Genomic DNA, 22,665 nt, shown 5'->3' with positions numbered 1-22,665 from the left:
CGGTTCCGTCCTCGCGACCTGCACGGCAGTGGTGCACTGGAAGCGTGAGCGTCGACTGCCCGCGGTGCACTCCGCCGAAGCTGCTGCGCGAGATGGTGCGCCGCCTCGACTGCTCGGCGGCACTCTCCGGGTCCGGCGAGGCAGCGGTGACGGGTATCAGCCAGGACTCTCGTCTCGTCCGGGCCGGCGACGTGTACGCGGCGCTGCCGGGGCGGCACCGGCACGGGATCGAGTTCGCGGGCGAGGCCGCGGCGCGCGGTGCTGTCGCGATGCTCAGCGACCGCGGGTCGGACGTGCTGCCGACGATCGTGGTGGACGATCCGCGTCGTGCTCTCGGTCCGTTGGCAGCGTGGGTGTACGGCAATCCGTCCGAGGCACTCGACGTCTACGGTGTGACGGGGACGAACGGGAAGACCAGCACCGCGTATCTCCTGGACGCGGGATTGCGTGCGGCGGGTGTCGGCACCGGCATGATGACGGGGATCGCCGTCCGGGGACCGAACGGGTCACGCACCGCGACCCGGACAACTCCGGAGGCGTCGAGCTCCAGCAGACCCTTGCCGCGTTCGCCGAGCATCGGATCGGCGCGGTCGCGATGGAGGTGTCGAGCCACGGTCTCGCTCTGCACCGTATCGACGGAACGTCGTTCCGGGTGGGGGTGTTCACCAACCTCGCCCGCGACCATCTGGACTTTCACCCCGACATGGACGCGTATTTCGCGGCGAAGGCCCGATTGTTCGAACCGGGGCGCTGCGCCGCGGCAGCCGTCGGCGTCGACGACGAATTCGGGCGCCGCCTCGCCGCCACCGTCACCGTGCCCCGCGTGACGTTCTCGTCGAGGACGACGGCGGCCGACTTCCATGCGTCCGCCGTGCACGCGGACGAGGGCGGCACGTCGTTCACGCTCCACGGCGCCGGGGCGCGGAAACCGGTGCGGCTCCGGCTACTCGGAGTGCACCAGGTGGACAACGCACTCGCGGCGATCGCCGCCATCGCGGTTCGCGGGGTGGACCTCGACTCGGCGGTCGCCGGGATCGAGAGCCCCGATACGGTGCCCGGACGCCTGGAGGCGGTGGACGCGGGCCAGCCGTTCCTCGCGTTCGTCGACTACATGCACAACCCGGCCGGTCAGCGACGTCTGTTTCCGTACCTCCGCTCGCTGACGCGAGGCCGGGTCATCGCCGTCGTCGGGGCGACCGGTGAGCGCGACCCCGGCAAGCGGGTGCCGCTCGGTGCGACCGCGGCCCGTTTCGCCGACACGGTCATCGTCACCGACGAGAGTCCGTGCTCCGACGACGCGCAGCGTCTGCGCGAGGACGTGGCGCGAGGTGCACGCAGTGGTGGCGACGCCGAAGTGCTCGTCGTGCCCGACCGCGCCGAGGCGATCGTCGCCGCTGTCACCCTCGCCGCGCCGGGCGACGTCGTGGTGGTCGCAGGCCGTGGGCACGACCGGGTTCAGGCGTACGGGCCGCGCCGACGTGTGTTCGACGACCGGATCGCACTCCACGAGGCACTCCTGCGGCTCGTCGCGCGCTAGGCCGGTGGCGTCTCGTGCCGGGCGAGTTCGGCGAGAATCCGCGCGACGAGATCGTCGAGATCGGCGCCGGTGGTGTCGAACGCGAGATCCGGATTCTCGGGGGCCTCGTACGGCGCATCGATCCCGGTGAGGCCGCGGAGTTCACCTGCCCGCGCCCGGGCGTAGAGCCCCTTGGGGTCACGCCGTTCGCATTCGTCGACCGGGGTGCTCACGTGGATCTCGAGAAACGGCAGTCCCGCGGCCTCGTTGAGCGCCCGCGCGATCGCACGGTCCGAGCTCAGCGGCGACACCATCGACGCGATGGCGACCACCCCGGCGTCCGCGAACAACCGGGTGAGGTGACCGACGCGGCGGATGTTCTCGGCCCGGTCGCCGGGGGAGAACCCGAGGTCGTCCGAGATGCCGTGCCGTACGTTGTCGCCGTCCAGCAGGTACGCGGTTCGTCCTGCGTCGACGAGGGTCCGTTCGAGCGCGACTGCCACCGTCGACTTCCCGGACGCCGGCAGCCCGGTGAGCCAGATGGTGGCGCCCCGCTGCCCGGTCGCGGACCAGCGCCGATCCCGTTCCAGCGACGACGGGTGCCACTTGATGTCGTGCCGGGTCTGCTCGCCGGGCACGACTTCCCGGGCTTCGCCGACGGTTCCGGCGCCGACGGTGTCGTTGCTCTGTTCGTCGATGAGGATGAACGCGCCGGCGTCACGATTGGTGGCATAGGGGTCGGGGAGCACGACCGTGCTCGTCCGGAGCGTGATCCGGCCGATGTCGTTGAGGGCGAGCTCGCTGGGGGAGTCGTGTTCTTCGAGGGTTTCCGGGTCGAGCCGGGTGTGCAATTCCTGAACCGTGGCGCGCACGGTGCGGGAGGTGTGCTTGAGTGCCACCCGGTCGCCCGCCCGCAGCGGTGTCTCGCTCAGCCAGCACACGGTCGCGTCGATCTCGCGGGCCGGGGCGGGTGCGGTCGCGTCGGCGGCGGCGCTGATGACGAGGTCGCCGCGGGCCACGTCGAGGTCGTCCGCGAGTTCGAACGACACCGACAGCGGCGCGACCGCGACCGACCGGTGGGGATCGAGGGTGTCGAGGGCGGTGACCGTGCTGCGGGAACCCGCAGGCAGGACCACCACCTCGTCGCCGACGGACAGGGTGCCTGCGGACAGCCGGCCGGTGTAGCGGCGGCGCCGGTCGTCCGTGGGCCGCGCCACCCACTGGATCGGCAGTCGCAGTTCGGACGGGACGGCGGACGGTGCGGCGAGTTCCACCTCTTCGAGATACTCGAGGATCGTGGGCCCGTCGTACCAGGGTGTCGAATCCGACCGTGTGACGACGTTGTCGCCGCGGGTGGCGGATACCGGGATCACCGTGAGGTCGCGGCCGCCGAGGCGCTGTGCGAGCAGGCCGAGTTCGGATTCGACTTCCTTGAACCGGGTCTCGTCGAAGTCGACGAGGTCGATCTTGTTGACCACTGCGACCAGGTGCGGCACGCCGAGCAGGTCGGCGATCCGGGCGTGGCGTCGGGTCTGCCGGAGCACCCCGGCGCGGGCGTCCACGAGCAGCACGGCGACGTGGGCGTTCGACGCACCGGTGAACATGTTGCGGGTGTACCGTTCGTGCCCCGGCGTGTCCGCGAGCACGAAGCTGCGGGTCGGTGTGGAGAAGAACCGGTACGCCACGTCGATGGTGATGCCCTGTTCGCGTTCGGCGCGCAGCCCATCGGACAGGGCGGCGAGGTCGGCCTCGCCGTCGGCGTTCGTCACCGCCTCGAGGTGGTCGGTGGGCAGGCTGCCGGTGTCGTGGAGGAGCCGTCCGATCAGAGTGCTCTTGCCGTCGTCGACGCTGCCCGCGGTGGCGAGCCGCAGCAACTGACGGGGCCGGCTGGTGGTGGTCATCAGAAGTACCCCTCGCGCTTGCGGTCTTCCATCGCGGCAACGGAAGTTCTGTCGTCGGCCCGGGTCTCGCCGCGTTCGGAGACCGTGGCCGCGGCGATCTCCTCGATCACGCCGGCGACATCGCCGGCGTCGGAACGCACGGCACCGGTGATCGTCAGGTCCCCGACCGTGCGATACCGCACCCGGAGCCGTTGCACCAGTTCGTCTTCGGTGGGCAGCGTGTACTCGGACAACCCCAGCAGGATGCCGTCGCGCGCGAACACCTGCCGCTCGTGGGCGAAGTAGATCGACGGCAGCGCGAGGTTCTCCAGTTCGATGTAGCGCCAGATGTCGAGTTCGGTCCAATTGCTCAGCGGGAACACGCGGACCTGCTCACCGCGGCGGATCCGCCCGTTGTACAGCGACCACGGCTCGGGCCGCTGCGATCGCGGATCCCACTGCCCGAACTCGTCGCGGAAGCTGAGCACCCGCTCCTTCGCGCGGGCCCGTTCCTCGTCGCGGCGCGCGCCGCCGAACGCGGCGTCGAAACGGTGCTCCTCCAGTGCGTCGAGCAGGGTGCGGGTCTGCAGCCGGTTCCGGGACGTGCCCGGCCCGCCCGATTCGGTGACGCGGCCCCTGTCGATCGACTCCTGCACCGACGCGACGATCAGCCGGTGACCGTCCTGCGCGAGCCGGCGATCGCGGAACTCGATCACCTCGGGGAAGTTGTGCCCGGTGTCGACGTGCAGGACGGGAAACGGCAACGGGGACGGCCGGAACGCCTTCTCCGCCAGCCGCAGCAACACGATCGAGTCCTTGCCGGCCGAGAACAGCAGAACCGGTCGCTCGAGTTCGGCGACCACCTCGCGGATGATGTGCACGGCCTCCGCCTCCAGCGCACGGAGTTCGTCCACCCGTGCGGCGCTGTCACGCGGCGCCCCGACGGCGGTCACAGCGGAAGTCCGTTCGCGGTGGCGTCGGACAGATACCGCTCGGCCCACTCCTTGGAGCGGCCGTCGCTCTGCCGCTTCAGCGGCGGCGGGGGCGCGAGATCGGCGTCGAGGCCGAGTTCGACGAGCACCTTCGCCGCCGTCGCCTGCGGCGCCGCGACGAGATCGTCGAAACCGATGTCGATGTGGTCGAGTCCCTCGACCTCGAACCAGTTGCGCCACTGCTCATCTTGATCGCGCAGAATGCGGACGAGATGGGCGATGCCGCCCGCGTGGTACTCGGCGCCGTCGTGCGGGGCGGGTGGGGTGGCGTCGTCGCGCCACACCTGAGTCTGCACCGCCCGCCACATCGACACCGCCTGCGCGACGACGTCACGCCGGTAGACATGGATGAAGGCGAGGTCGCCGCCCAGGATGTCGTCCAGGGCGGACCGCAGGTCGTCACCGGACCGGTCCGGAAGTCCGGCGGCACGGTCGAGGACGAGCGGCACCTGGTTCCACATCAGCTTTCCGCCCCACACCCCGTTGGGGGTGCGACCGAGGCTGAGCAGTTGATCGCGCCACTGCTCCGCGGTGCGGGTGTCGGCGGTCCCCGGTTCGAGCGGGGCGAGCAGCGAGAGCACCGCCTCGTCGGTGACACCCTCGAACCACTGCCGCGGCTGCGGTGATCGACTGGTGGACGGCAGGTATTGGAAGAACTCCTCGGGGTTGCCGGCCACCGTCGTGGCGCGAAGAGATTCGACGAGCAGAGTGCTGCCGCTGCGCTGTGACGCGCAGACGAGATATGAGCGTGGCTCCGACATGCCGGAAACTATAAACGCGAAATCCGCTGCCGAAATCTGGAGTAAATCGAATTAGCGTGATTGAAACACTTGGCATTTTCTGCTGTGTGTGAATCTGCGATATCAGCGCCGTGGCGTTGGGGATTGGGGCAGGTCAGAGCAGTTTTCTGACGTAGCAATTCGGTGCGCGCCGTGCCCGGGGAATGGGCCCGCGAACGGTGAATATGAATCAGGCTGATCGAAAGAGTGAAACGGACGCTGACGGTATTCAGCCTTTTCGGCAGATGAGCACCGGGCACCGGGCGTGGTGGATGAGACTCTGGCTCGTCGAGCCCACGATCGACGCGGTGAACGGATTTCGCCCGTGGCTGCCGACGGCGATCAACTGCGCACCGAACGAGTATTCGAGGAGCACCTTCATCGGCCCACCACGCTCGAGGCAGCGCGTGACCTCGACATCCGGGTACTTCTCGCGCCACCCGGCGAGGCTCTCGGCAAGCCAGGCTTCCTCGTGCTGGATTAGATCGGACCAGTCGGTGAAGCGACGTTCCTCCGAGTACCACGCACCGAGGGTGGAGTGCTCGGCCCAGGTGTGCACCGCGACGAGGGGCGCGCCGAAGAATGCCGCGAACTCGAACGCGTGGGCCACCGCCATGTGGCTCAGTTCGCTGCCGTCCACACCCACCACGACGGGGCGGGTTTCGCTGACCTCGTGGCCCTGGATGCCGCGCCAGACGACCACCGGACATTCGGCTCGGTTCGACACCCGCACGACATCGGAACCGGCGACCACCGATTTCATCTCACTCGTGGCCGCGGGTCCGAGAACCAGCATCCGGGCCGTCTTGGACAGTTCCACCAGCGCGTGGGCGGGCGGACCGGGGTGGGTACTGCGCTCGACCTCCAGGTCCCGCTGCCCGTCCAGGACGATGCGTTCGGCGGCGTCGAGGAACTCATCGCCCTCGGGGTGACCGTCCGCGGAATTCGGATGCTTGGGTAATACGTGGACGAGGCGCAGCGGCTCCTCGAAGCGCCTCGCGGCCGATGCAGCCCACGCCGCCGCCTCCAGCGCGCCGTCCGATCCGTCGATGCCTGCCACGATGCCGCGTCGAATCCGTGCTGTGCTCATGGGGGTGCTCCTCACCTCCATTCCAGTTTGGTCCAGGACGGCGACGACGCGCCAGAGGTAAATCGGTCGGCAGCCGATCACGGCGCGATCTCGATGCGATCGGCGCGGTCCGCGAGGATACTCGAGTGACCGGCGAGCGACGACAGCCAGAAGGAGAGCGACAGTCCACCATGAAGAAGCGGACGAGCGGCTCGGAAGAGGGAGGCGGAGGTGACTCTCCCTCGCAGTTGATAGATGCGCGAATCGAGGAGCTGGGTGATTGGCGGGGCGAGACGCTCGCCCGGATCCGTGCCCTCGTCACGCAGGCCGACCCCGACGTCGTCGAGGAGTGGAAGTGGCGAGGGGTGCCGGTATGGTCGCACGCCGGAATGATCTGCACCGGTGAGACGTACAAGAATGCGGTGAAGGTGACGTTCGCCCGGGGCGCCTCGCTGGACGACCCGTCAGGCCTCTTCAACTCCAGCCTCGAAGGCAACACCCGGCGCGCCATCGATTTCCACGAGGGCGACACGCTCGACGCCGAGGCGTTCCAGGCGCTCGTCCACGCCGCCGTGGCACTGAACACCTCCTAGCGTACGGGCCAAGGGTTTTCGGCCGCTGCGACCCGTTTCACCTGGGGTTTCCCTGTGTTTCAGTGGCGCGGTGAACCGGAGGCACGGGTGAACCGTGTGTACTGCTGAGAGGTGGTGACCGATGCCGGATGCCCAGACCGAGCTGATGCACGCCCTGTACGAGGAGCATGCCCCCGCGGTGTGGCGGTATGCCCTGCGGCTGACCGGCGACCGCGCCCGCGCCGAGGACATCGTGCAAGAGGTCCTGCTGCGAGCCTGGAAGCATCCGAACGTGCTGGACCAGTCGGAGTCGTCGGCCCGGGCGTGGTTGTTCACGGTCGCCAGGAACCTCGTGTTCGACGAGCACCGCAGCGCCCGCTCCCAGCGTGAGATCGGGATGAGCTCCACGCCCGAACGCGCCGCCCCGGACAGCTCGGACGGCGCACTCGACGCCTGGATGATGGGTGATGCGCTGGCCCGGCTCAGCCCCGACCATCGTGCGGTCCTCGTGCTCGGCTACTACCGGGGAATGTCGACCCACCAGATGGCCGACGAACTCGGAATACCGGAGGGAACGGTGAAATCCCGCATGCACTACGGATTGCGGGCCCTTCGATTGGCTCTGCAGGAAATGGGGGTGACCCGATGACGTTCGACGACTTCGAGTCGCACGAGGATCCCTACGCCCGCTGGGACGCCGCATATGTACTCGGTGCGATGTCCCCGAGCGATCGGCGCGAATACGAGGCCCACCTCGCCCACTGCGCACAGTGCTCGCAGGCCGTGTCCGAATTGGCGGGCATGCCCGGGTTGCTGGCCCTGATCACACCGGAAGAGGCGTTCGGCACGCTGCCCGGGAACGCTGCACCCGCTGATTCGGAGACCCCCGCACCACGTGTGCTGACCCACCTGGTGGGGACGGTAGAGCGGCGCCGACGGCACCGGCGAGCGGCGACGGCCCTCGCGGCGGCGGCCGCCGTGATCGCCGTCGCCGTCCCGGTGGGGGTGCTGGTGACGCAGGACCGGACCCCGCCCGCCCCGGTCACGGCCATGCCCGTCCCGGACCGCGCGAACACCACCGAGGCGGTGTTCACCCCCGTGGTTCCGACGACGATCACCGCGAGCGCATCCGTCGCGTCGGTGTCCTGGGGCACCGTCATCTTCGTCGAGTGCTCCTACGAGGACACCTGGCCCGGCGACGGTCGTTACGGCGCCGACACCGAGGGGTACGCGCTGACCGTCACCGACCGCTCCGGAGTCGTCACCACACTGGCCACCTGGACCGGTGAGGCCGGCACGACGGTGCGGCCCACGGCCACCACCAGCCTGCCCGTCGACGCGATCGTGAGCATCGACGTGCGATCCGACGACGACCACGAGGTACTGCTGACCGCGGCGTTGTGAGCGGGCCGCCAGGGAGTCGGGTCGGTTTTCATACCTCCTGCACGCTCCACCGTCGTGTCTCGTTCGTCACGAACGTTTCCGGAAAAATGTTCTGCCACCGGTGAACCCGACCGGTACGTGGTTCGTGTGTATATCCAGTGGGTGACCGCTGGTCGCCCCACCCGATCCACGACACGGGGGTCTGCCGATGAATCTCACGGATCACGAGCCACGGAAAACCGGTCGGAACATGCGCGTCGTCGACTACATCGTCGCCGCGCTGGCCGCAGAGGGGGTCGAGCACGTCTTCGGTGTGGGAGGCGCGAACATCGAGGACCTGTACGACGCGCTGCACCGCTCCCTCGACGTCGAAGGTGTCGTCGCCAAACACGAGTTCGCGGCGACGACGATGGCCGACGGGTATGCCCGCACGTCGAACCGGATCGGGGTGGTCGCGGCGACTTCGGGCGGGGGTGCGCTCAATGTGATCGCCGGTCTCGGTGAAGCATTCGCGTCGCGTGTGCCGCTTCTGGCGTTGGTCGGGCAACCGCCGACGACGCTCGAAGGGATGGGCGCATTCCAGGACACGAGTGGACTGGCGGGGTCGATCGATGCGACCCGGTTGTTCGGTGAGGTGTCCGTGTACTGCGCGCGGGTCGAGTCGCCGCTCGACCTCGAACGCCAGCTCGCCGAGGCGCTGGCCGCCGCGCGACGCGGTGGGCCCGCGGTTCTCCTGCTGCCGAAGGACATTCAGCGGTCGCGCGGTGAGTTCCCGGAACCACGTCGAGCGGTCCCGACCGCACCGCGCACCACCCCGACGGACATCACACGGCTCGCCGAGGCCCTCCGCGACGACTACGGCCGCGTCACCGTCATCGCCGGAGACGAGGTGGCGCGAGCCGGCGCGCGAGGGGAACTCGCGGAACTCGCGCACGTGCTCGGCGCCCGGGTGGCCGTCACGCCCGACGCGAGGGACGTGCTCGATCCCGCGGCGCCGGGGCGGCTCGGGGTCACCGGCGCGATGGGGAATCCGGATGTCGTCGACGCACTGCAGGATTCCGACGTCTGCCTGCTCGTCGGCACGCGACTGCCGGTGATGGCACGCGGAGGTTTGGACGGGGTGCTCGAGAAGACGCTGGTGTACAGCGTGGGCTCGGCGAAGCCGTTTCTGCAGGCCCATCACCTGCCGACGCGGGATCTGCGGGCGACGCTGCGCGGGCTCGTCACCGAGATCGGGCCTGCAGCCTCGCGGGCGGCCGTCGCGCAGAGCGAGCCGACCCCGATCGACGTGCCGTCGTCCGGCACGTCGGGCCTGCGCTACACGGACGCGGTGAAGGCGCTCGCCGCGATGATGCCCGTGGGCGCCGACGTGTTCGCCGATGCGGGAAATACGGGTGCCGCTGTGGTGCACCATCTTCCGGTTCCGACCGGAGGCCGGTTCGTGGTGGCGCTGGGAATGGGCGGGATGGGTTACACGTTCGGCGCCGCGATCGGTTCCGCCTTCTCGCGCGGCCGCCGCACGTTCGTGATCGCAGGCGACGGTGCGTTCTACGCGCACGGGCTCGAGATCCACACCGCGGTCGAGTACGACGTGCCGGTCACGTTCGTCGTGTTCAACAACAACGCCCACGCGATGTGCCTGACCCGCGAGCAGGTGTACTTCGAGGGCGCATACACCTACAGCCGTTTTCGTCCCGCACACATCGCGGCGGGAGTCGGCGCACTGTTTCCGGGCTTGCCGTCCCGCGCGGTCGACACGCACGCCGGCCTGGCCGACTCGCTCCGCGCCACGGCCGACTCGGCGGGGCCCGCTGTCATCGAAGTCGCGTGCGACGCCGACGAGTTGCCGCCGTTCCTGCCGTTCCTGCCCGTCCGACGCCCGACCGAGAGATCCGAATCCCGAGAAGGAGCACGCCGATGACCGCTCGAGAGATCGCCCCGCTGCCCGACCTTCCCGCCGACCTGCCCGGCCTCGTCCGCATCGAGACCTCCGACCGTCAGGCGACGACACCGATCATCATGGACATGCTGAGGTCGGTGTATCCGCACGACCAGGTGTTCGGAAAGTACTGCACTGTCAACGAATACATCGACTGCCCGCCGGACGAGGTGTTCCGCTACCTCTCCGACACCCGCAGCCTCGAGGAATGGACGTACAGCCTCCGCGGATTCACCCCGGCCGGAGAACCCGGGCTGTGGCTTGCGTACGACCGCCTGGGCGACACCACCGAGATCTACACGCGCACCGTGGCACACCCGGCCGCGATGACCGTCGACTATCACTGTGCCTGGGACCAGGGCACACACCTGTGGATGGTGTATCTGATGCGGGTGGTGGACGCGCGCACGGTCCTGGACGTTGACGGATCCGTCGTGCTGTGGACCAACTGCCACCATCCGTTCTACGACGACAATCCCTACCCCGAGACCGCTCCCGCGGACCGGGTTCCGTGGGTGGGCGACTTCTGGGACATGTTCGCCGCCGGACACCAACTGGAGATGAGCAATCTCAAGGCGATCTGCGAATACCGGTGGGCGAACGACCTGCCCGTGACCCCGACCTGGATGAGTGAGTGAGACATGGACACCGTCAGCCTGATCGACATTGCCGGTTACCTACCCGAGAACCGGGTGGGTGCGGACTATTTCGCCCAGTTCGCCGCCTCCGACCGGCTCGCCGAGAACATCATGTTCCGGGCGCCGAAATTCCGCCACCACATCGCGAGCGACGAGAACGCCGTCGACATGGCGGAACGTGCGATCGCCCCGCTGGTCGAACGGAACGGCTCCGAACTCGTCTCCAACGTGGACATTCTCATCACCCACACCCAGCTGCCCGACGTCCCGATCCTGGGTACCGGCGGAGAACTCGCGCGCCGGATGGGGATCACCCCGGACTGGGTGGTGGACCTGCACAACGGCGGCTGCGCGTCGTTCGTGTACATGATCAAGCTGGCACGTCAGATCATGCAGACCGGGGACGCGTCGACCGCCCTGATCGTGTCGGTGCAGAACAGCGCAGGCCAGATCTTCACGCAACCGGACGTGCGCGCGCTGGCACAGTCGGCGGTGCCGGGTGACGGCGCGGGTGCATGCCTGCTGGTGAAGTCGGAGGCCGCACCGGTGCTGGGGCTGGAGTGCCGGACCTACCCCGAGTTCGCCGGAGACATGACGGCCGCCGTCGATCCGCCCCGCAAGTACTGGGAGGCGGGCACCGGCCAACTGCACATCGGGTTCACCGAATCGAGGATCGCGAAGGTCTTCGCCCGAGGGAACAGGCTCGTCCCCGAGGTTGCGCTCGCGGTGTGCAAGCAGATCGACATCACCCCGGACGAGATCGACACCCTGGTCACCAACCAGCCCAACCGGCTGTTCCTCCGCAACTGGCGGGACGCACTCGAGCTCCCGGCGGAACGGCACCCCGACACGTTCGACGAATGCGGGAACCTGTTCGGCGCCGCGATCCCCGTCACCCTCGACATCGAGAACCGGGCAGGCCGGATCCCCAACGGCTCGCTGGTGATGATGTCCGCGTTCGCGCACGCCGGCGACTTCGCCGGGGCCGGGGCCATTCGGTGGGGCGCCGCCCCGGCGGGGGTGTGAGATGACCACGCCGACCATCGCGGGACCCGGTGCGAGATTCGATCTCGCGCTGAGCGAGAACCCGTTCGCCCCACTGCCCTCCGTCCTCGCCGCGCTCGACGGTGTGATGCGCCGGGCGCATCGGTATCCGGAGTTCCTGCCGGACCGGCTGATCCAGGTCATCGCGGATCACGAAGGGCTCGACGCCGAACAGGTGGTGGTGGGCGCCGGCGCCACCGGCGTCGCCCTGCAGATCATGCGCTCCGTCGCCGGGCCGGGGGAGCGGATCGTGTTCACCGCCCCGACGTTCGACGGGTACCCGATCATGGCGCGGATCGCGGCACTCGACGCGGTGCCGGTGCCGATTCTCGCGGACGGCGGACAGGATCTGGCCGCGATGGCGGCCGCGATCGACGACCGCACCCGGCTCGTCGTCGTCTGCCGCCCGCACAACCCCACCGGGACGCTCGTCGACACCGCCGAACTGGCGGATTTCCTCCGTCATGTGCCGGACCGGGTGGTCGTCGTCCTCGACGAGGCCTATGTGGAGTTCGTCGACCGCCGACAGGTCCTGGACGTGCATCGCATCATCGCCGAACACCCGAACGTCGTGTTCCTGCGAACGTTCTCCAAGGCGTACGGACTGGCCGGGTTGCGTATCGGATTCGGCTTCGCGAACGCGGCACTGGCGCGGACGATTCGAACGCTGCAACTGCCGTTCGGGATTGGTAGCGCCGCCGTTCCCGCGGTCACGGCGTCGTACGCCGCCGAGTACGAGCTCCGTGCCCGGGTGGCTGCCATCGTCGCCGAACGCGAGGAACTGTGGCGCACGGTGAGGGCGGCGGGAATTCCGGTCCCGCGCAGTCACGCCAACTTTCTGTACCTCCCCGGAGAGGACGTCGGTGACGCACTGGCCCGCGCCGGCATCCACGCGCGCACCTACCCCAATGGTGACGCGCGGATAGCGGTGGGGAACCCGGATGCCGGGCGTGCGGTGATCGACGCGCTCAGGCCGACAGCGCCCGGTACCGCTGCAGCTCCGTGTGGGTCTGCGAGTACCGGTCGAGCATGACGTCGAGCAGCCGGGGGTGCGGTCCGATGGTGGCCGCGTAGGTGATGCCGGGTCCGCAGGATTCCGCCGCACGGCTCAACCGGTCCGTGAGCAGTCCCGGCGCCAGGAACCAGGGTGCGATCACGACGCGCTCGGCGCCGGCCTGTCGCAGCGTCGAGATCGCCTGCTGCACCGTCGGTTCCGCCGACGTCGCGAAACACGTCACCGCTCCCGACCATCGGGTGCCCGCGACGACCGATCCGGCCAGCTCGCGGGTTCGGTCGTTCGCGGCCGGGTCGGACGAACCGACCGCGGCGAGGACGATACCGAGACCGGACTCGCGGGCGGAACCGCCGGCCTCGCCGATGCGGTCACGGACGGCCTCGACCAGCCGCGCGTCGTGCCCGAGAACGTCGGCCTGCCGGACATGCAGGTGCGGGTGACGGAGGCGGGCGGCGTCCAGGAGCGCCGGAAGATCGACGCGTGCGTGGAACGCGCTGCCCAGCAGCATCGGCACGACCACGGCGGAGGAATGCCCCTCGGCGGCGACCGTGTCGATCACCTGGTCCACGGACGGTGCGTTGAGGTCGAGGAAGCACAGCCGGACGTCGAGGTCCGGTCGCTTGGCCCGGAGCGCCGACACGGCAGCCGCCACCACCCGCGCACTGCGGGGGTCGCGACTGCCGTGGGCGACAGCGATCAGCGGGGTCATCGCATTAGACGCGCTCGCCGAGCTCCACCGCTGCGATGGCGTCTCCGACGAGGCCGGCCGCCAGCGTGTTGCCGCCGGCCGGATCGATCAGCAGGAAGCTGCCGGTGTGGCGGTTCACGGTGTAGTCGTCCGCCACGATCGGCTCGGCGACACGCACCGAGATCTTGCCGATCTCGTTGAGTTCCAACGACTCCGGGCTGGGCTCCGAGGTGAGCTCCTGCTCGTTGAAACGCTCGACGAGTGTGCCGACGATGGCCTGCGTGGTGCGGGTGCCGTGCTTGAGCAGCAGGCGGGCACCGGGACGCAGTGGCTTCTCGGCCAGCCAGCAGACCGTCGCGTCGAACTCGCCGAGCGGCTCCGGGGCGTCGGCGGGGGAGGCGATGACGTCCCCGCGGGAGACGTCGACGTCGTCGGCCAGCACGAGAGTGACGCTGCGGCCGGCGTGGGCGCTGTCGAGTTCGCCGTCCGCGGTGTCGATGCGGGTGACCGTGGTGCGGACACCGGACGGCAGGATCACGACCTCGTCGCCCGGAGTCACCTCACCGGCGGCGACCTGCCCGGCGTACCCGCGGTAATCGGGGAACTCCGGCGTGCGCGGACGGATCACGTACTGGACGGGGAAACGGAGACCGACCCGGTGGGGTTCGGCGTCGACGGGCACCGACTCGAGATGCTCGATGAGCGTGGGGCCGTCGTAGTACGGGGTGTTCTCCGAACGCACCGCGACGTTGTCGCCGTGCAGGGCCGACACCGGGATCTCGACGACGTCCTCGGACGCCCAGCCGAGCGAACTGGTCAGCGAGTTGAACTCCGCCGAAATGTTCGCGAACACGGTGGCCGGATCCTCGACGAGGTCGATCTTGTTGACGGCCAGCACCAGCTTGGGGACGCCGAGCAGCGCGAGAACGGCGGCGTGCTTGCGCGTCTGGGAGATGACACCCTTGCGGGCATCGACCAGCAGAATGACCATCTGCGCGGTGGACGCACCCGACACCGTGTTCCGGGTGTACTGCACATGCCCGGGAGTGTCGGCGAGGACGAACGAGCGGCGGGGGGTCGCGAAGTACCGGTACGCCACGTCGATCGTGATGCCCTGTTCACGCTCCGCGCGTAGGCCGTCGACCAGCAGGGACAGGTCGGGGGTGGACAGCCCCTTGTCGACCGACGCCCGGGTGACGGCGTCGATCTGGTCGGCGAGAACCGATTTCGTGTCGTACAGCAGACGGCCGACGAGGGTCGACTTGCCGTCGTCCACACTTCCGGCGGTGGCAAGCCGAAGCAACTGCGTGCTTCGCGGGCTACGCACGTGGAGGTCGCTCATGATCAGAAATAGCCCTCTCGCTTGCGGTCTTCCATAGCCGCTTCGGAAACTCGGTCGTCGCCACGGGTTGCGCCGCGCTCGGTCAGCCGGGACGCTGCGACCTCGGCGAGGATCGCCTCGTTGTCGCCGGCCTCGGAAAGAACTGCGCCCGTGGTGGATCCGTCGCCGACGGTGCGGTACCGCACCGACAGCGTCTGCAGGTCCTCACCCTCGGACGGTCCGCCCCACACACCGGGCGTCATCCACATGCCGTCGCGCTGGTACACCTCGCGCTGGTGCGCGTAGTAGATGCTGGCCAGTTCGACGTCGTCACGGGCGATGTACCGCCAGATGTCGAGTTCGGTGAAGTTGCTGAGGGGGAAGACGCGGACCTGCTCACCGGGGGAGTGCTTGCCGTTGTACAGGTTCCACAGTTCGGGGCGCTGCTTCTTCGGGTCCCACTGGCCGAAACTGTTGCGCAGCGAGAAGATGCGCTCCTTGGCCCGGGCGCGCTCCTCGTCGCGTCGAGCGCCACCGAAGACCGCGTCGAAACGGTTCTCGGCGATGGCGTCGAGCAGAGGAACGGTCTGGAGGGGGTTGCGGATCCCGTCGGGGCGTTCGGTGAGCCGGCCGTCGGCCAGGTAGTCCTCGACCTTCGCCACGTGCAGACGCAGGTTGTACTTGGACACGACGTGATCGCGGAAGTCGAGGACCTCCTGCAGGTTGTGTCCGGTGTCGACGTGCAGCAGCGCGAACGGCAGCGGCGCAGGCCAGAACGCCTTGATCGCCAGGTGCAGCAGCACCGTCGAGTCCTTGCCGCCGGAGAACAGGATCACCGGGCGTTCGAACTCGCCCGCGACCTCACGGAAGATGTGGATGGCTTCCGACTCGAGGGCGTCGAGCGTGTCGAACTGCGACCCGTCCAACTGCGGCCGGACGGCGGATTCGGCGAGGGAATGGGAGATGTCGATGGTCATGAGGCGTGCAACCCGCATTCTGTCTTGGCCTGACCGGCCCAGCGGCCGCTGCGCGGATCGCTGCCGGGGGCTGGCTTGCTGGTGCACGGAGCGCACCCGATGGACGGATATCCCTCGTCGACGAGCGGATTCACCAGAATCGAGTGCTCGTCGATGTAGGACTGCATGTCTTCGTCGGACCACGCGGCGATCGGATTGATCTTCACCAGACCGAACGCGTCGTCGAACGAGATCAGGGGGGCGTTGGCGCGGGTGGGCGCCTCGACACGCCGGATGCCGGTGACCCACGCCTTGTATCCGGAGAGGGTGTTCTTCAGCGGGGCGACCTTCCGCAGTGCGCAGCACCGGTTGGGTTCGCGGGCGAACAGATCCTTGCCCTCCGCCGCATCCTGCTCGGCGACACTCGCCTCGGCCCGCGCGTTGATCACGTTGACGCCGTACACCTGCTCGACGGCGTCACGGGTGCCGATGGTCTCCGCGAAGTGGTAACCGGTGTCGAGGAACAGCACGTCCACACCGGGATGGACCTGGGCGGCGAGGTGGACCAGAACGCCGTCCTGCATGTTGGAGGCGACGATGTAGTCGCTTCCGAACGTGTCCTCGGTCCACTGCAGCAGTTCCTGCGCGGAGGCACCCTCGAGACTTGCCGCCCCCTGCACGGCAAGGAGCCGAAGGTCGTCCTGGGTGGCTGTGGCGAGATTCAACGCAAGTCTCCTTCGTCTGCGCGCACGACCCATTCCGCGAAGCGTTCACCCTCGTTGCGGTGCTTCACGAAGTGGCGGACGACGCGATCGATGTAGTCACCGAGTTCGGTGCTGGTGACCTTGTGCTGGCGAAGCTTCCGGCCGAAGGCCGAATCGAATCCGAGGCTGCCGCCGAGGTGAACCTGGAAGCCCTCCACCTGGTTGCCCTCGCCGTCGTCGACGAGCATCCCCTTGAATCCGATGTCGGCGACCTGCGAGCGGGCGCAGGAGTTCGGGCAGCCGTTGATGTTGATCGTGATCGGCACGTCGAGCTGCGCGTTGATGTCGGCGAGCCGCTGCTCGAGTTCGGGGACGAGCACCTGCGAGCGCTTCCGCGTCTCCGCGAACGACAGCTTGCAGAACTCGATGCCCGAGCACGCCATCAGGTTCTTGCGCCAGTGCGACGGACGCGCGGGCAGGCCCACCTCGTCCAGGTCGGCGATCAACTGCTCGAGCTTGTCGTCGGCGACGTCGAGAATGATCAGCTTCTGGTAGGGCGTGAAGCGGATCTTGTCGCTGCCTGCCCGCTCCGCGGCGTCCGCGACCTTGGCCAGGATCGTGCCCGACACGCGACCCGCGATGGGGGCGACGCCGACGGCATTGAGACCGTTGCGGGTCTTCTGCACCCCGACGTGGTCGATCGGCCGGGTGGGCTTCTCCGGCGCGGGGCCGTCGATGAGCTTGCGCTTCAGGTACTCGGTTTCGAGGACCTCGCGGAACCTCTCGATGCCCCAGTCCTTGACCAGGAACTTCAGGCGGGCCTTGTTCCGCAGCCGGCGGTAACCGTAGTCGCGGAAGATCGACACGACGGCCTCCCACACGTCGGGAACCTCGTCGAGCGGCACCCAGACGCCGACCCGCTGCGCCAGCATCGGGTTGGTGGACAGCCCGCCGCCGACCCACAGGTCGAGACCGGGACCGTGCTCGGGGTGGTTGACCCCGACGAACGCGACGTCGTTGATCTCGTGCACCACGTCCTGCTGACCGGAGATCGCGGTCTTGAACTTGCGCGGCAGGTTGGAGTACTCGGGCTTGCCGATGTAGCGGCGGACGATCTCGTCGATCGCGGGAGTGGGGTCGAGGACCTCGGTCAGCGACTCACCGGCCAGGGGAGAACCCAGGACGACGCGGGGGCAGTCACCGCACGCCTCGGTGGTCTTGAGGCCGACGCCTTCGAGGCGCTTCCAGATCTCCGGGACGTTCTCGACCTCGACCCAGTGGTACTGGACGTTCTCGCGGTCCGAAAGGTCGGCGGTGTCGCGCGCGAACTCGGTGGAGATACCGGCGATGGTGCGCAGCTGCTCGACGTTCAGGGCGCCGGCGTCGCAGCGGACCCGCATCATGAAGTACTTGGCCTCGAGCAGGTCGATGTTCTCGTCACCGGTGAAGGTGCCGTCGTACCCCTGCTCGCGCTGGGTGTAGAGACCCCACCAGCGCATACGGCCACGCAGGTCACCCTTGTCGATGCTGTCGAAGCCCTGCTTCGAGTAGATGTTCTCGATGCGGGCCCGGACGTTGAGCGGGTTGTCGTCCTTCTTGGCCTGCTCGTTGGCATTGAGGGGCTCGCGGTAGCCGAGGGCCCACTGGCCTTCGGCGCGGCGCCGAGCCGGCTTCGCCGTGCGCGTACGCGCGGGTGCTGCGTCGACGGCAGCGGGGGAGGCGTCGGTGGTCGACGTCATGGAGCACTCCTGAATCTCAAGATGCACCGGCTGAGGCCGAGGAGGGCTGATCCTCGCTCGGGGCATTCGAATCCGGCCGGAAGTCGAGAAGAATGATGAACGGGCTGACAGGCTGAATTACTGCGCGATACAGGGCAGACAACAACAGCTGCAGACACGCTTGAGATCGACGTGACGACGCGCCACGAGTCGCACTCCGGGTCCGGTCATGCCGACCATTGTGCCACGTCAGATCGCCCACGCAGAGCCGGGCACCGATTTCCACCATTTTTGCGGGAAATATCACGGGGAGGGCCCGCGGACAGTCGGGTGGGGACCGCGGGTCGAGAAGCCCGGGAGACGTCGGCGAGCCGACCATGGACGACGTCGGCGAGCCGACCATGGACACTGGAACCGTGAACGGAACGAGCACTACCACGGTCGGTCGCGACGAGGCGGCGGCGTTCGCGCTGCCCGGGAGTGCGCTGAAGGGTGTGGGGAGCCGCCCGTTCGGGATCTATGTGCACGTGCCTTTCTGTGCCACACGCTGCGGATACTGCGATTTCAACACGTACACGGCAGGCGAGCTGGGGACGTCGGCGTCGCCGCAGTCGTGGATGGAAGGGCTGCGCCGCGAACTCGACCTCGCCGCGGAGATGACGGGCGCCCCGGCCGTCGACACGGTGTTCGTCGGCGGCGGCACGCCGTCACTCCTCGGCGGTGACGGACTGTCGGACGTCCTCGGTGCGGTCCGCTCGAGTTTCGGGATTGCGAAGGGCGCCGAAGTGACCACCGAGTCGAACCCGGAGTCCACGTCGCCGGAATTCTTCGAGCGGTTGCGGGCCGGCGGATTCACGCGGATCTCGCTGGGCATGCAGTCGGCAGCGCAGCACGTCCTGAGGGTGCTCGACCGCACCCACACACCGGGACGTGCCGTGGCGGCGGCGCAGGAGGCGCGGGCCGCCGGATTCGAGCACGTCAATCTCGACCTCATCTACGGAACCCCGGGAGAGCGCGACGAGGACCTCGACCTCTCGCTGGACGCGGTGCTCTCTGCCGGGGTGGACCACGTGTCCGCCTACGCGCTGATCGTCGAGGACGGGACCGCGCTGGCGAGGAAGGTGCGCCGCGGGGAACTGCCCGCGCCCGACGACGACGTCCTGGCGTCGCGGTACGAGAGGATCGACGCGCGGCTCGCCGACGCGGGCCTGACCTGGTACGAGGTGTCGAACTGGGCATCGGCTGACGCCGCGACGGGCGAATCACGCTGCCGGCACAACCTGGGGTACTGGGACGACGGGGACTGGTGGGGCGCCGGGCCGGGCGCGCACAGCCACGTCGGCGGAGTGCGCTGGTGGAACGTCAAGCACCCGGCGCGCTACGCGGACCAGCTGGCGGCGGGAAGTCTGCCCGTCGGCGGGAGCGAACAGCTGACCGCGGAGGACGTCCACGTCGAGCGGGTGATGCTGACGGCGCGGCTGCGGACCGGACTACCGGTGGCGGAGCTGGATGCCGCGGAGCAGCACGCGGCCGAGACGGTGGTGGCCGACGGACTGCTCGTGCGCCAGGGCCAGCACCTGGTGCTGACCGACCGTGGGCGGCTCCTCGCCGACGCCGTGGTCCGCACGGTGCTGCGCTAGAGCTCAGGCAGTGACGATGCCGGGCATCTCGTCGTAGTCGAAGACGCGGGCATGCAGCACCACGCGGTTCCGCAGTGCCGAACGCACGGCCCGGTGCAGCCCGTCCTCCAGGTAGAGCACCCCGTGCCACTGGACCGCGTGCGGGAACAGGTCGCCGTAGAACGTCGAGTCCTCCGACAGCAACCGGTCGAGCTCGAGAACCTTGGTCGTGGTGACGATCTCGTCGAGCCGCACCTGCCGGGGTGGGATCTTGGACCAGTCGCGCAGCGACAACCCGTGGTCCGGGTACGGCTTGCCGTCCATGACACCTTTGAAAATCATCGCCTCGTCATCCGCCCGTGGTCGTTGCCTTTGCTCGTCTCCGGTCACCACAGTAAGGCCTGAACCGGTGTCGGCGGAGCGGCGATTAGACTGGACCGAGCCGAGATGCACGTGCATCTGCACGTAGCTCAGGGGATGTGGCGGCCGATCCGAACGAAGGTTCGGTGACGCCGCTGCTCGTGATGATCGAGAACTGGAGGTGGACGGCGATGTCGAGTACGGACGACAGACGGTTCGAGGTACTCCGCGCCATCGTCGCCGACTACGTCTCGACCCAGGAGCCGGTGGGATCGAAGGCGCTGGTCGAGCGGCACAACCTGGGTGTTTCCAGTGCGACGGTCCGCAACGACATGGCGTTTCTCGAGAGCGAGGGCTACATCGCCCAGCCGCACACGAGTTCCGGCCGTGTTCCCACGGACAAGGGCTACCGGCAGTTCGTCGACCGCATCGCCGACGTCAAGCCGCTGTCGACGGCGGAGCGGCGCGCGATTCTCGAATTCCTCGAGTCCGGGGTCGACCTGGACGACGTTCTCCGGCGGGGTGTGCGCCTGCTCGCGCAACTCACACGCCAGGTCGCGGTTGTGCAATATCCCACACTCTCGGCGTCATCGGTCCGGCACCTCGAGGTGGTCGCGCTGACGCCTGCCCGCCTGCTGCTCGTGCTCATCACCGATTCGGGCCGAGTGGATCAGCGCATCGTCGAACTCGGCGACGTGCTCGACGACGAGGATCTGGCGCGGCTGCGCGGGTTGCTCGGCGGCGCCCTCGACGGCAAGCGGCTGGCGGCGGCGTCCATCGCAGTCTCGGAGCTGGCCGACGAGGCCCCGGAGGATCTGCGCGACGCCGTGGTCCGTTCGGCGACCGTGCTGGTGGAGACGCTCGTCGAGCATCCCGAGGAGCGGCTGGTCCTCGGCGGCACCGCGAATCTGACCCGCAACGCCGCCGACTTCTCGGGAATCAGCGGATTCCCCGGTTCGCTGCGGGCGGTCCTCGAGGCGCTGGAGGAGCAGGTGGTGGTGCTCAAGCTGCTGGCCGCCACGCAGGATGCGGGCACCGTGACGGTGCGGATCGGTGAGGAAACCCAGGTGGAGCAGATGCGTGGCACCTCCGTCATCTCGACCGGTTACGGTGCGGCAGGCACCGTGCTCGGAGGAATGGGCGTGCTCGGACCCACCCGAATGGACTATCCGGGAACAATCGCGTCGGTGGCAGCCGTTGCGAGATATATCGGCCAGGTGCTCGCCGAGCGGTGACGGCCGGCCCTCGGCGACAGCGCCGCCGTGGGGGAGCACACGTACCGGTAGCGAGATAACGAAGTAGACAAGGACGAGAGACTCAACGTGGCACGGGATTACTACGCAACGCTCGGCGTCGATCAGAAGGCGACCGATCAGGAGCTCAAGCGCGCGTACCGCAAGCTTGCGAGGGAACTGCATCCCGACGTGAACCCCGACGAGGCGGCGCAGGCCCGGTTCCGGGACATCTCGACGGCCTACGAGGTGCTGTCCGATCCGGAGAAGCGTCGCATCGTCGACCTCGGCGGCGACCCTCTCTCCTCGGGTGGTGGCGGCGGTGCCGGCTTCGGCGGCGGTTTCGGTGGCGGCCTCGGCGACGTGTTCGAAGCGTTCTTCGGCGGCGGAGGCGGCGCGGGTCGCGGGCCACGCGGCCGCGTCCAGCCGGGCGCCGATTCACTCCTGCGCACCAGGCTGACGCTGGCGGAGTGCGCGACCGGCGTGAGCAAGCAGGTCACCGTCGAGACGGCGATCCTGTGCGACAGCTGCACCGGTGCGGGCACCAACGGCGATTCCAAGCCGGTGCGCTGTGAGACCTGTGGCGGCGCCGGCGAGGTCCAGTCGGTGCAGCGTTCGTTCCTCGGCCAGGTCATGACGTCGCGGCCGTGCCCCACCTGCCGCGGCGCCGGCGAGACGATCCCCGACCCCTGCCACAAGTGTGGCGGCGACGGCCGGGTGCGCGCCCGCCGCGACATCACGGTGAAGGTGCCCGCAGGCGTCGCGGGCGGAATGCGGATCCGGCTCGCCGCGCAGGGTGAGGTCGGCCCCGGTGGCGGACCCGCAGGCGACCTGTACGTCGAGGTGGTCGAGCAGGCGCACGAGGTGTTCGTGCGCGACGGCGAAGACCTGCACTGCACGATCCGGGTTCCGATGATCGACGCCGCCCTCGGCACGACCGTGACGATCGACACGATCATCGACGGGCCCAAGGAGATCACCATCGAACCGGGGACCCAGCCGGGATCGGTGACGGTCCTGCGCGGGCACGGCATGCCGAAGCTGCGTTCCGGTATCCGCGGCGACGTGCACGCCCACCTCGAGGTCGTGGTTCCGTCGCGCCTGGACCACAAGGAGACGAAGCTTCTCCGCGAACTCAAGGATCTGCGCGACCGCGACGTCGCCGAGGTCGTCTCCACCCAGTCGCAGCACAGCGGCGGATTGTTCTCACGCCTGCGTGAAGCGTTCAGCGGTCGCTGAC

Annotated in this window: 21 protein-coding genes and 1 pseudogene; 11 read left to right on the top strand and 11 right to left on the bottom strand. The window is 68.7% G+C overall.

Features of this window, described 5'->3' with window-relative positions; translation table 11 throughout:
• Nucleotides 1-44: 44 nt before the first annotated feature.
• Nucleotides 45-1,537, top strand: a pseudogene (locus RHA1_RS06140) (UDP-N-acetylmuramoyl-L-alanyl-D-glutamate--2,6-diaminopimelate ligase).
• On the opposite strand, the gene cysC reads toward RHA1_RS06140, so the two are convergent.
• From cysC to RHA1_RS06120, 4 genes are all read right to left on the bottom strand, one after another.
• Nucleotides 1,534-3,417 carry a sulfate adenylyltransferase subunit CysN gene (gene cysC, locus RHA1_RS06135; RefSeq protein ID WP_011594342.1) on the bottom strand — a complete coding sequence of 628 codons (1,884 nt, stop codon included), beginning with the start codon at nucleotides 3,415-3,417 and terminating at the stop codon, nucleotides 1,534-1,536. The pseudogene RHA1_RS06140 and the gene cysC sit on opposite strands and share 4 nt — an antisense overlap.
• Nucleotides 3,417-4,349: a sulfate adenylyltransferase subunit CysD gene (gene cysD, locus RHA1_RS06130; protein ID WP_011594341.1), complete on the bottom strand. Its 933-nt coding sequence runs from the start codon at nucleotides 4,347-4,349 to the stop codon at nucleotides 3,417-3,419. Before cysD (RHA1_RS06130) ends, cysC begins: the two co-directional genes overlap by 1 nt.
• On the bottom strand, nucleotides 4,346-5,149 hold the full coding sequence (stf0, locus tag RHA1_RS06125) for a trehalose 2-sulfotransferase (RefSeq protein ID WP_011594340.1): 804 nt from the start codon (nucleotides 5,147-5,149) through the stop codon (nucleotides 4,346-4,348). Before stf0 ends, cysD (RHA1_RS06130) begins: the two co-directional genes overlap by 4 nt.
• 247 nt (nucleotides 5,150-5,396) lie before the next feature.
• Nucleotides 5,397-6,257, bottom strand: coding sequence for a universal stress protein (locus tag RHA1_RS06120; protein WP_009473969.1), 861 nt, complete (start codon nucleotides 6,255-6,257; stop codon nucleotides 5,397-5,399).
• 170 nt (nucleotides 6,258-6,427) lie between these two features.
• Between RHA1_RS06120 and RHA1_RS06115 the strand changes: the two genes are divergently transcribed.
• From RHA1_RS06115 to RHA1_RS06085, 7 genes are all read left to right on the top strand, one after another.
• Nucleotides 6,428-6,829, top strand: coding sequence for a DUF1801 domain-containing protein (locus tag RHA1_RS06115; protein WP_050787251.1), 402 nt, complete (start codon nucleotides 6,428-6,430; stop codon nucleotides 6,827-6,829).
• 121 nt (nucleotides 6,830-6,950) lie between these two features.
• Complete coding sequence (locus tag RHA1_RS06110) at nucleotides 6,951-7,457, top strand: sigma-70 family RNA polymerase sigma factor (RefSeq protein WP_009473967.1); 507 nt, start codon at nucleotides 6,951-6,953, stop codon at nucleotides 7,455-7,457.
• On the top strand, nucleotides 7,454-8,212 hold the full coding sequence (locus tag RHA1_RS06105; protein ID WP_011594337.1) for an anti-sigma factor family protein: 759 nt from the start codon (nucleotides 7,454-7,456) through the stop codon (nucleotides 8,210-8,212). Before RHA1_RS06110 ends, RHA1_RS06105 begins: the two co-directional genes overlap by 4 nt.
• A gap of 187 nt (nucleotides 8,213-8,399) precedes the next feature.
• A complete protein-coding gene (locus tag RHA1_RS06100) occupies nucleotides 8,400-10,112 on the top strand; it encodes a thiamine pyrophosphate-binding protein (RefSeq protein ID WP_011594336.1) in 1,713 nt (570 codons plus the stop codon).
• Nucleotides 10,109-10,768, top strand: coding sequence for a hypothetical protein (locus RHA1_RS06095; protein WP_009473963.1), 660 nt, complete (start codon nucleotides 10,109-10,111; stop codon nucleotides 10,766-10,768). Before RHA1_RS06100 ends, RHA1_RS06095 begins: the two co-directional genes overlap by 4 nt.
• A 3-nt stretch (nucleotides 10,769-10,771) precedes the next feature.
• Entirely contained in the window at nucleotides 10,772-11,794 is a 1,023-nt protein-coding gene (locus tag RHA1_RS06090) for a 3-oxoacyl-ACP synthase III family protein (protein WP_009473962.1), read from the top strand.
• Nucleotide 11,795: 1 nt separating this feature from the next.
• Nucleotides 11,796-12,845 (top strand): aminotransferase class I/II-fold pyridoxal phosphate-dependent enzyme, encoded by a 1,050-nt coding sequence (locus RHA1_RS06085; protein WP_011594335.1) that lies wholly within the window; start codon nucleotides 11,796-11,798, stop codon nucleotides 12,843-12,845.
• On the opposite strand, the gene RHA1_RS06080 is transcribed toward RHA1_RS06085, so the two are convergent.
• The 6 genes from RHA1_RS06080 to RHA1_RS53515 form a co-directional block, all read right to left on the bottom strand.
• On the bottom strand, nucleotides 12,781-13,536 hold the full coding sequence (locus RHA1_RS06080; protein WP_011594334.1) for a sirohydrochlorin chelatase: 756 nt from the start codon (nucleotides 13,534-13,536) through the stop codon (nucleotides 12,781-12,783). The genes RHA1_RS06085 and RHA1_RS06080 overlap by 65 nt on opposite strands.
• Nucleotides 13,537-13,540: 4 nt before the next feature.
• On the bottom strand, nucleotides 13,541-14,857 hold the full coding sequence (locus RHA1_RS06075; RefSeq protein ID WP_011594333.1) for a sulfate adenylyltransferase subunit CysN: 1,317 nt from the start codon (nucleotides 14,855-14,857) through the stop codon (nucleotides 13,541-13,543).
• Nucleotides 14,858-14,859: 2 nt separating this feature from the next.
• Nucleotides 14,860-15,813 carry a sulfate adenylyltransferase subunit CysD gene (gene cysD / locus RHA1_RS06070; RefSeq protein WP_009473959.1) on the bottom strand — a complete coding sequence of 318 codons (954 nt, stop codon included), beginning with the start codon at nucleotides 15,811-15,813 and terminating at the stop codon, nucleotides 14,860-14,862.
• The gene (locus RHA1_RS06065; protein ID WP_050787250.1) at nucleotides 15,810-16,550 is read right to left on the bottom strand and encodes a phosphoadenylyl-sulfate reductase; all 741 of its coding nucleotides are present in this window, start codon (nucleotides 16,548-16,550) and stop codon (nucleotides 15,810-15,812) included. The genes cysD (RHA1_RS06070) and RHA1_RS06065 overlap by 4 nt, the downstream gene beginning before the upstream one ends.
• A complete protein-coding gene (locus RHA1_RS06060; RefSeq protein WP_011594332.1) occupies nucleotides 16,514-18,235 on the bottom strand; it encodes a nitrite/sulfite reductase in 1,722 nt (573 codons plus the stop codon). The genes RHA1_RS06065 and RHA1_RS06060 overlap by 37 nt, the downstream gene beginning before the upstream one ends.
• Nucleotides 18,236-18,352: 117 nt before the next feature.
• Nucleotides 18,353-18,445, bottom strand: a complete 93-nt coding sequence (locus RHA1_RS53515) for an Ms4527A family Cys-rich leader peptide (RefSeq protein ID WP_368681498.1) — start codon at nucleotides 18,443-18,445, stop codon at nucleotides 18,353-18,355.
• 146 nt (nucleotides 18,446-18,591) lie between these two features.
• Between RHA1_RS53515 and hemW the strand changes: the two genes are divergently transcribed.
• Nucleotides 18,592-19,854 carry a radical SAM family heme chaperone HemW gene (gene hemW, locus RHA1_RS06055; protein WP_011594330.1) on the top strand — a complete coding sequence of 421 codons (1,263 nt, stop codon included), beginning with the start codon at nucleotides 18,592-18,594 and terminating at the stop codon, nucleotides 19,852-19,854.
• A 3-nt stretch (nucleotides 19,855-19,857) separates the two neighbouring features.
• On the opposite strand, the gene RHA1_RS06050 is transcribed toward hemW, so the two are convergent.
• Complete coding sequence (locus RHA1_RS06050) at nucleotides 19,858-20,175, bottom strand: type II toxin-antitoxin system VapB family antitoxin (protein WP_005261240.1); 318 nt, start codon at nucleotides 20,173-20,175, stop codon at nucleotides 19,858-19,860.
• Between the two features lie 209 nt (nucleotides 20,176-20,384).
• On the opposite strand from RHA1_RS06050, the gene hrcA reads away from it, so the two are divergent.
• Both hrcA and dnaJ read left to right on the top strand, forming a co-directional pair.
• The gene (gene hrcA, locus RHA1_RS06045) at nucleotides 20,385-21,428 is read left to right on the top strand and encodes a heat-inducible transcriptional repressor HrcA (protein WP_011594328.1); all 1,044 of its coding nucleotides are present in this window, start codon (nucleotides 20,385-20,387) and stop codon (nucleotides 21,426-21,428) included.
• Between the two features lie 87 nt (nucleotides 21,429-21,515).
• A complete protein-coding gene (dnaJ, locus tag RHA1_RS06040) occupies nucleotides 21,516-22,664 on the top strand; it encodes a molecular chaperone DnaJ (RefSeq protein ID WP_011594327.1) in 1,149 nt (382 codons plus the stop codon).
• Nucleotide 22,665: the final 1 nt, after the last annotated feature.

Source organism: Rhodococcus jostii RHA1 (genome assembly GCF_000014565.1).
GTDB lineage: Bacteria > Actinomycetota > Actinomycetes > Mycobacteriales > Mycobacteriaceae > Rhodococcus_F > Rhodococcus_F jostii_A.
This window is presented reverse-complemented; position numbering and strand designations above follow the sequence as displayed.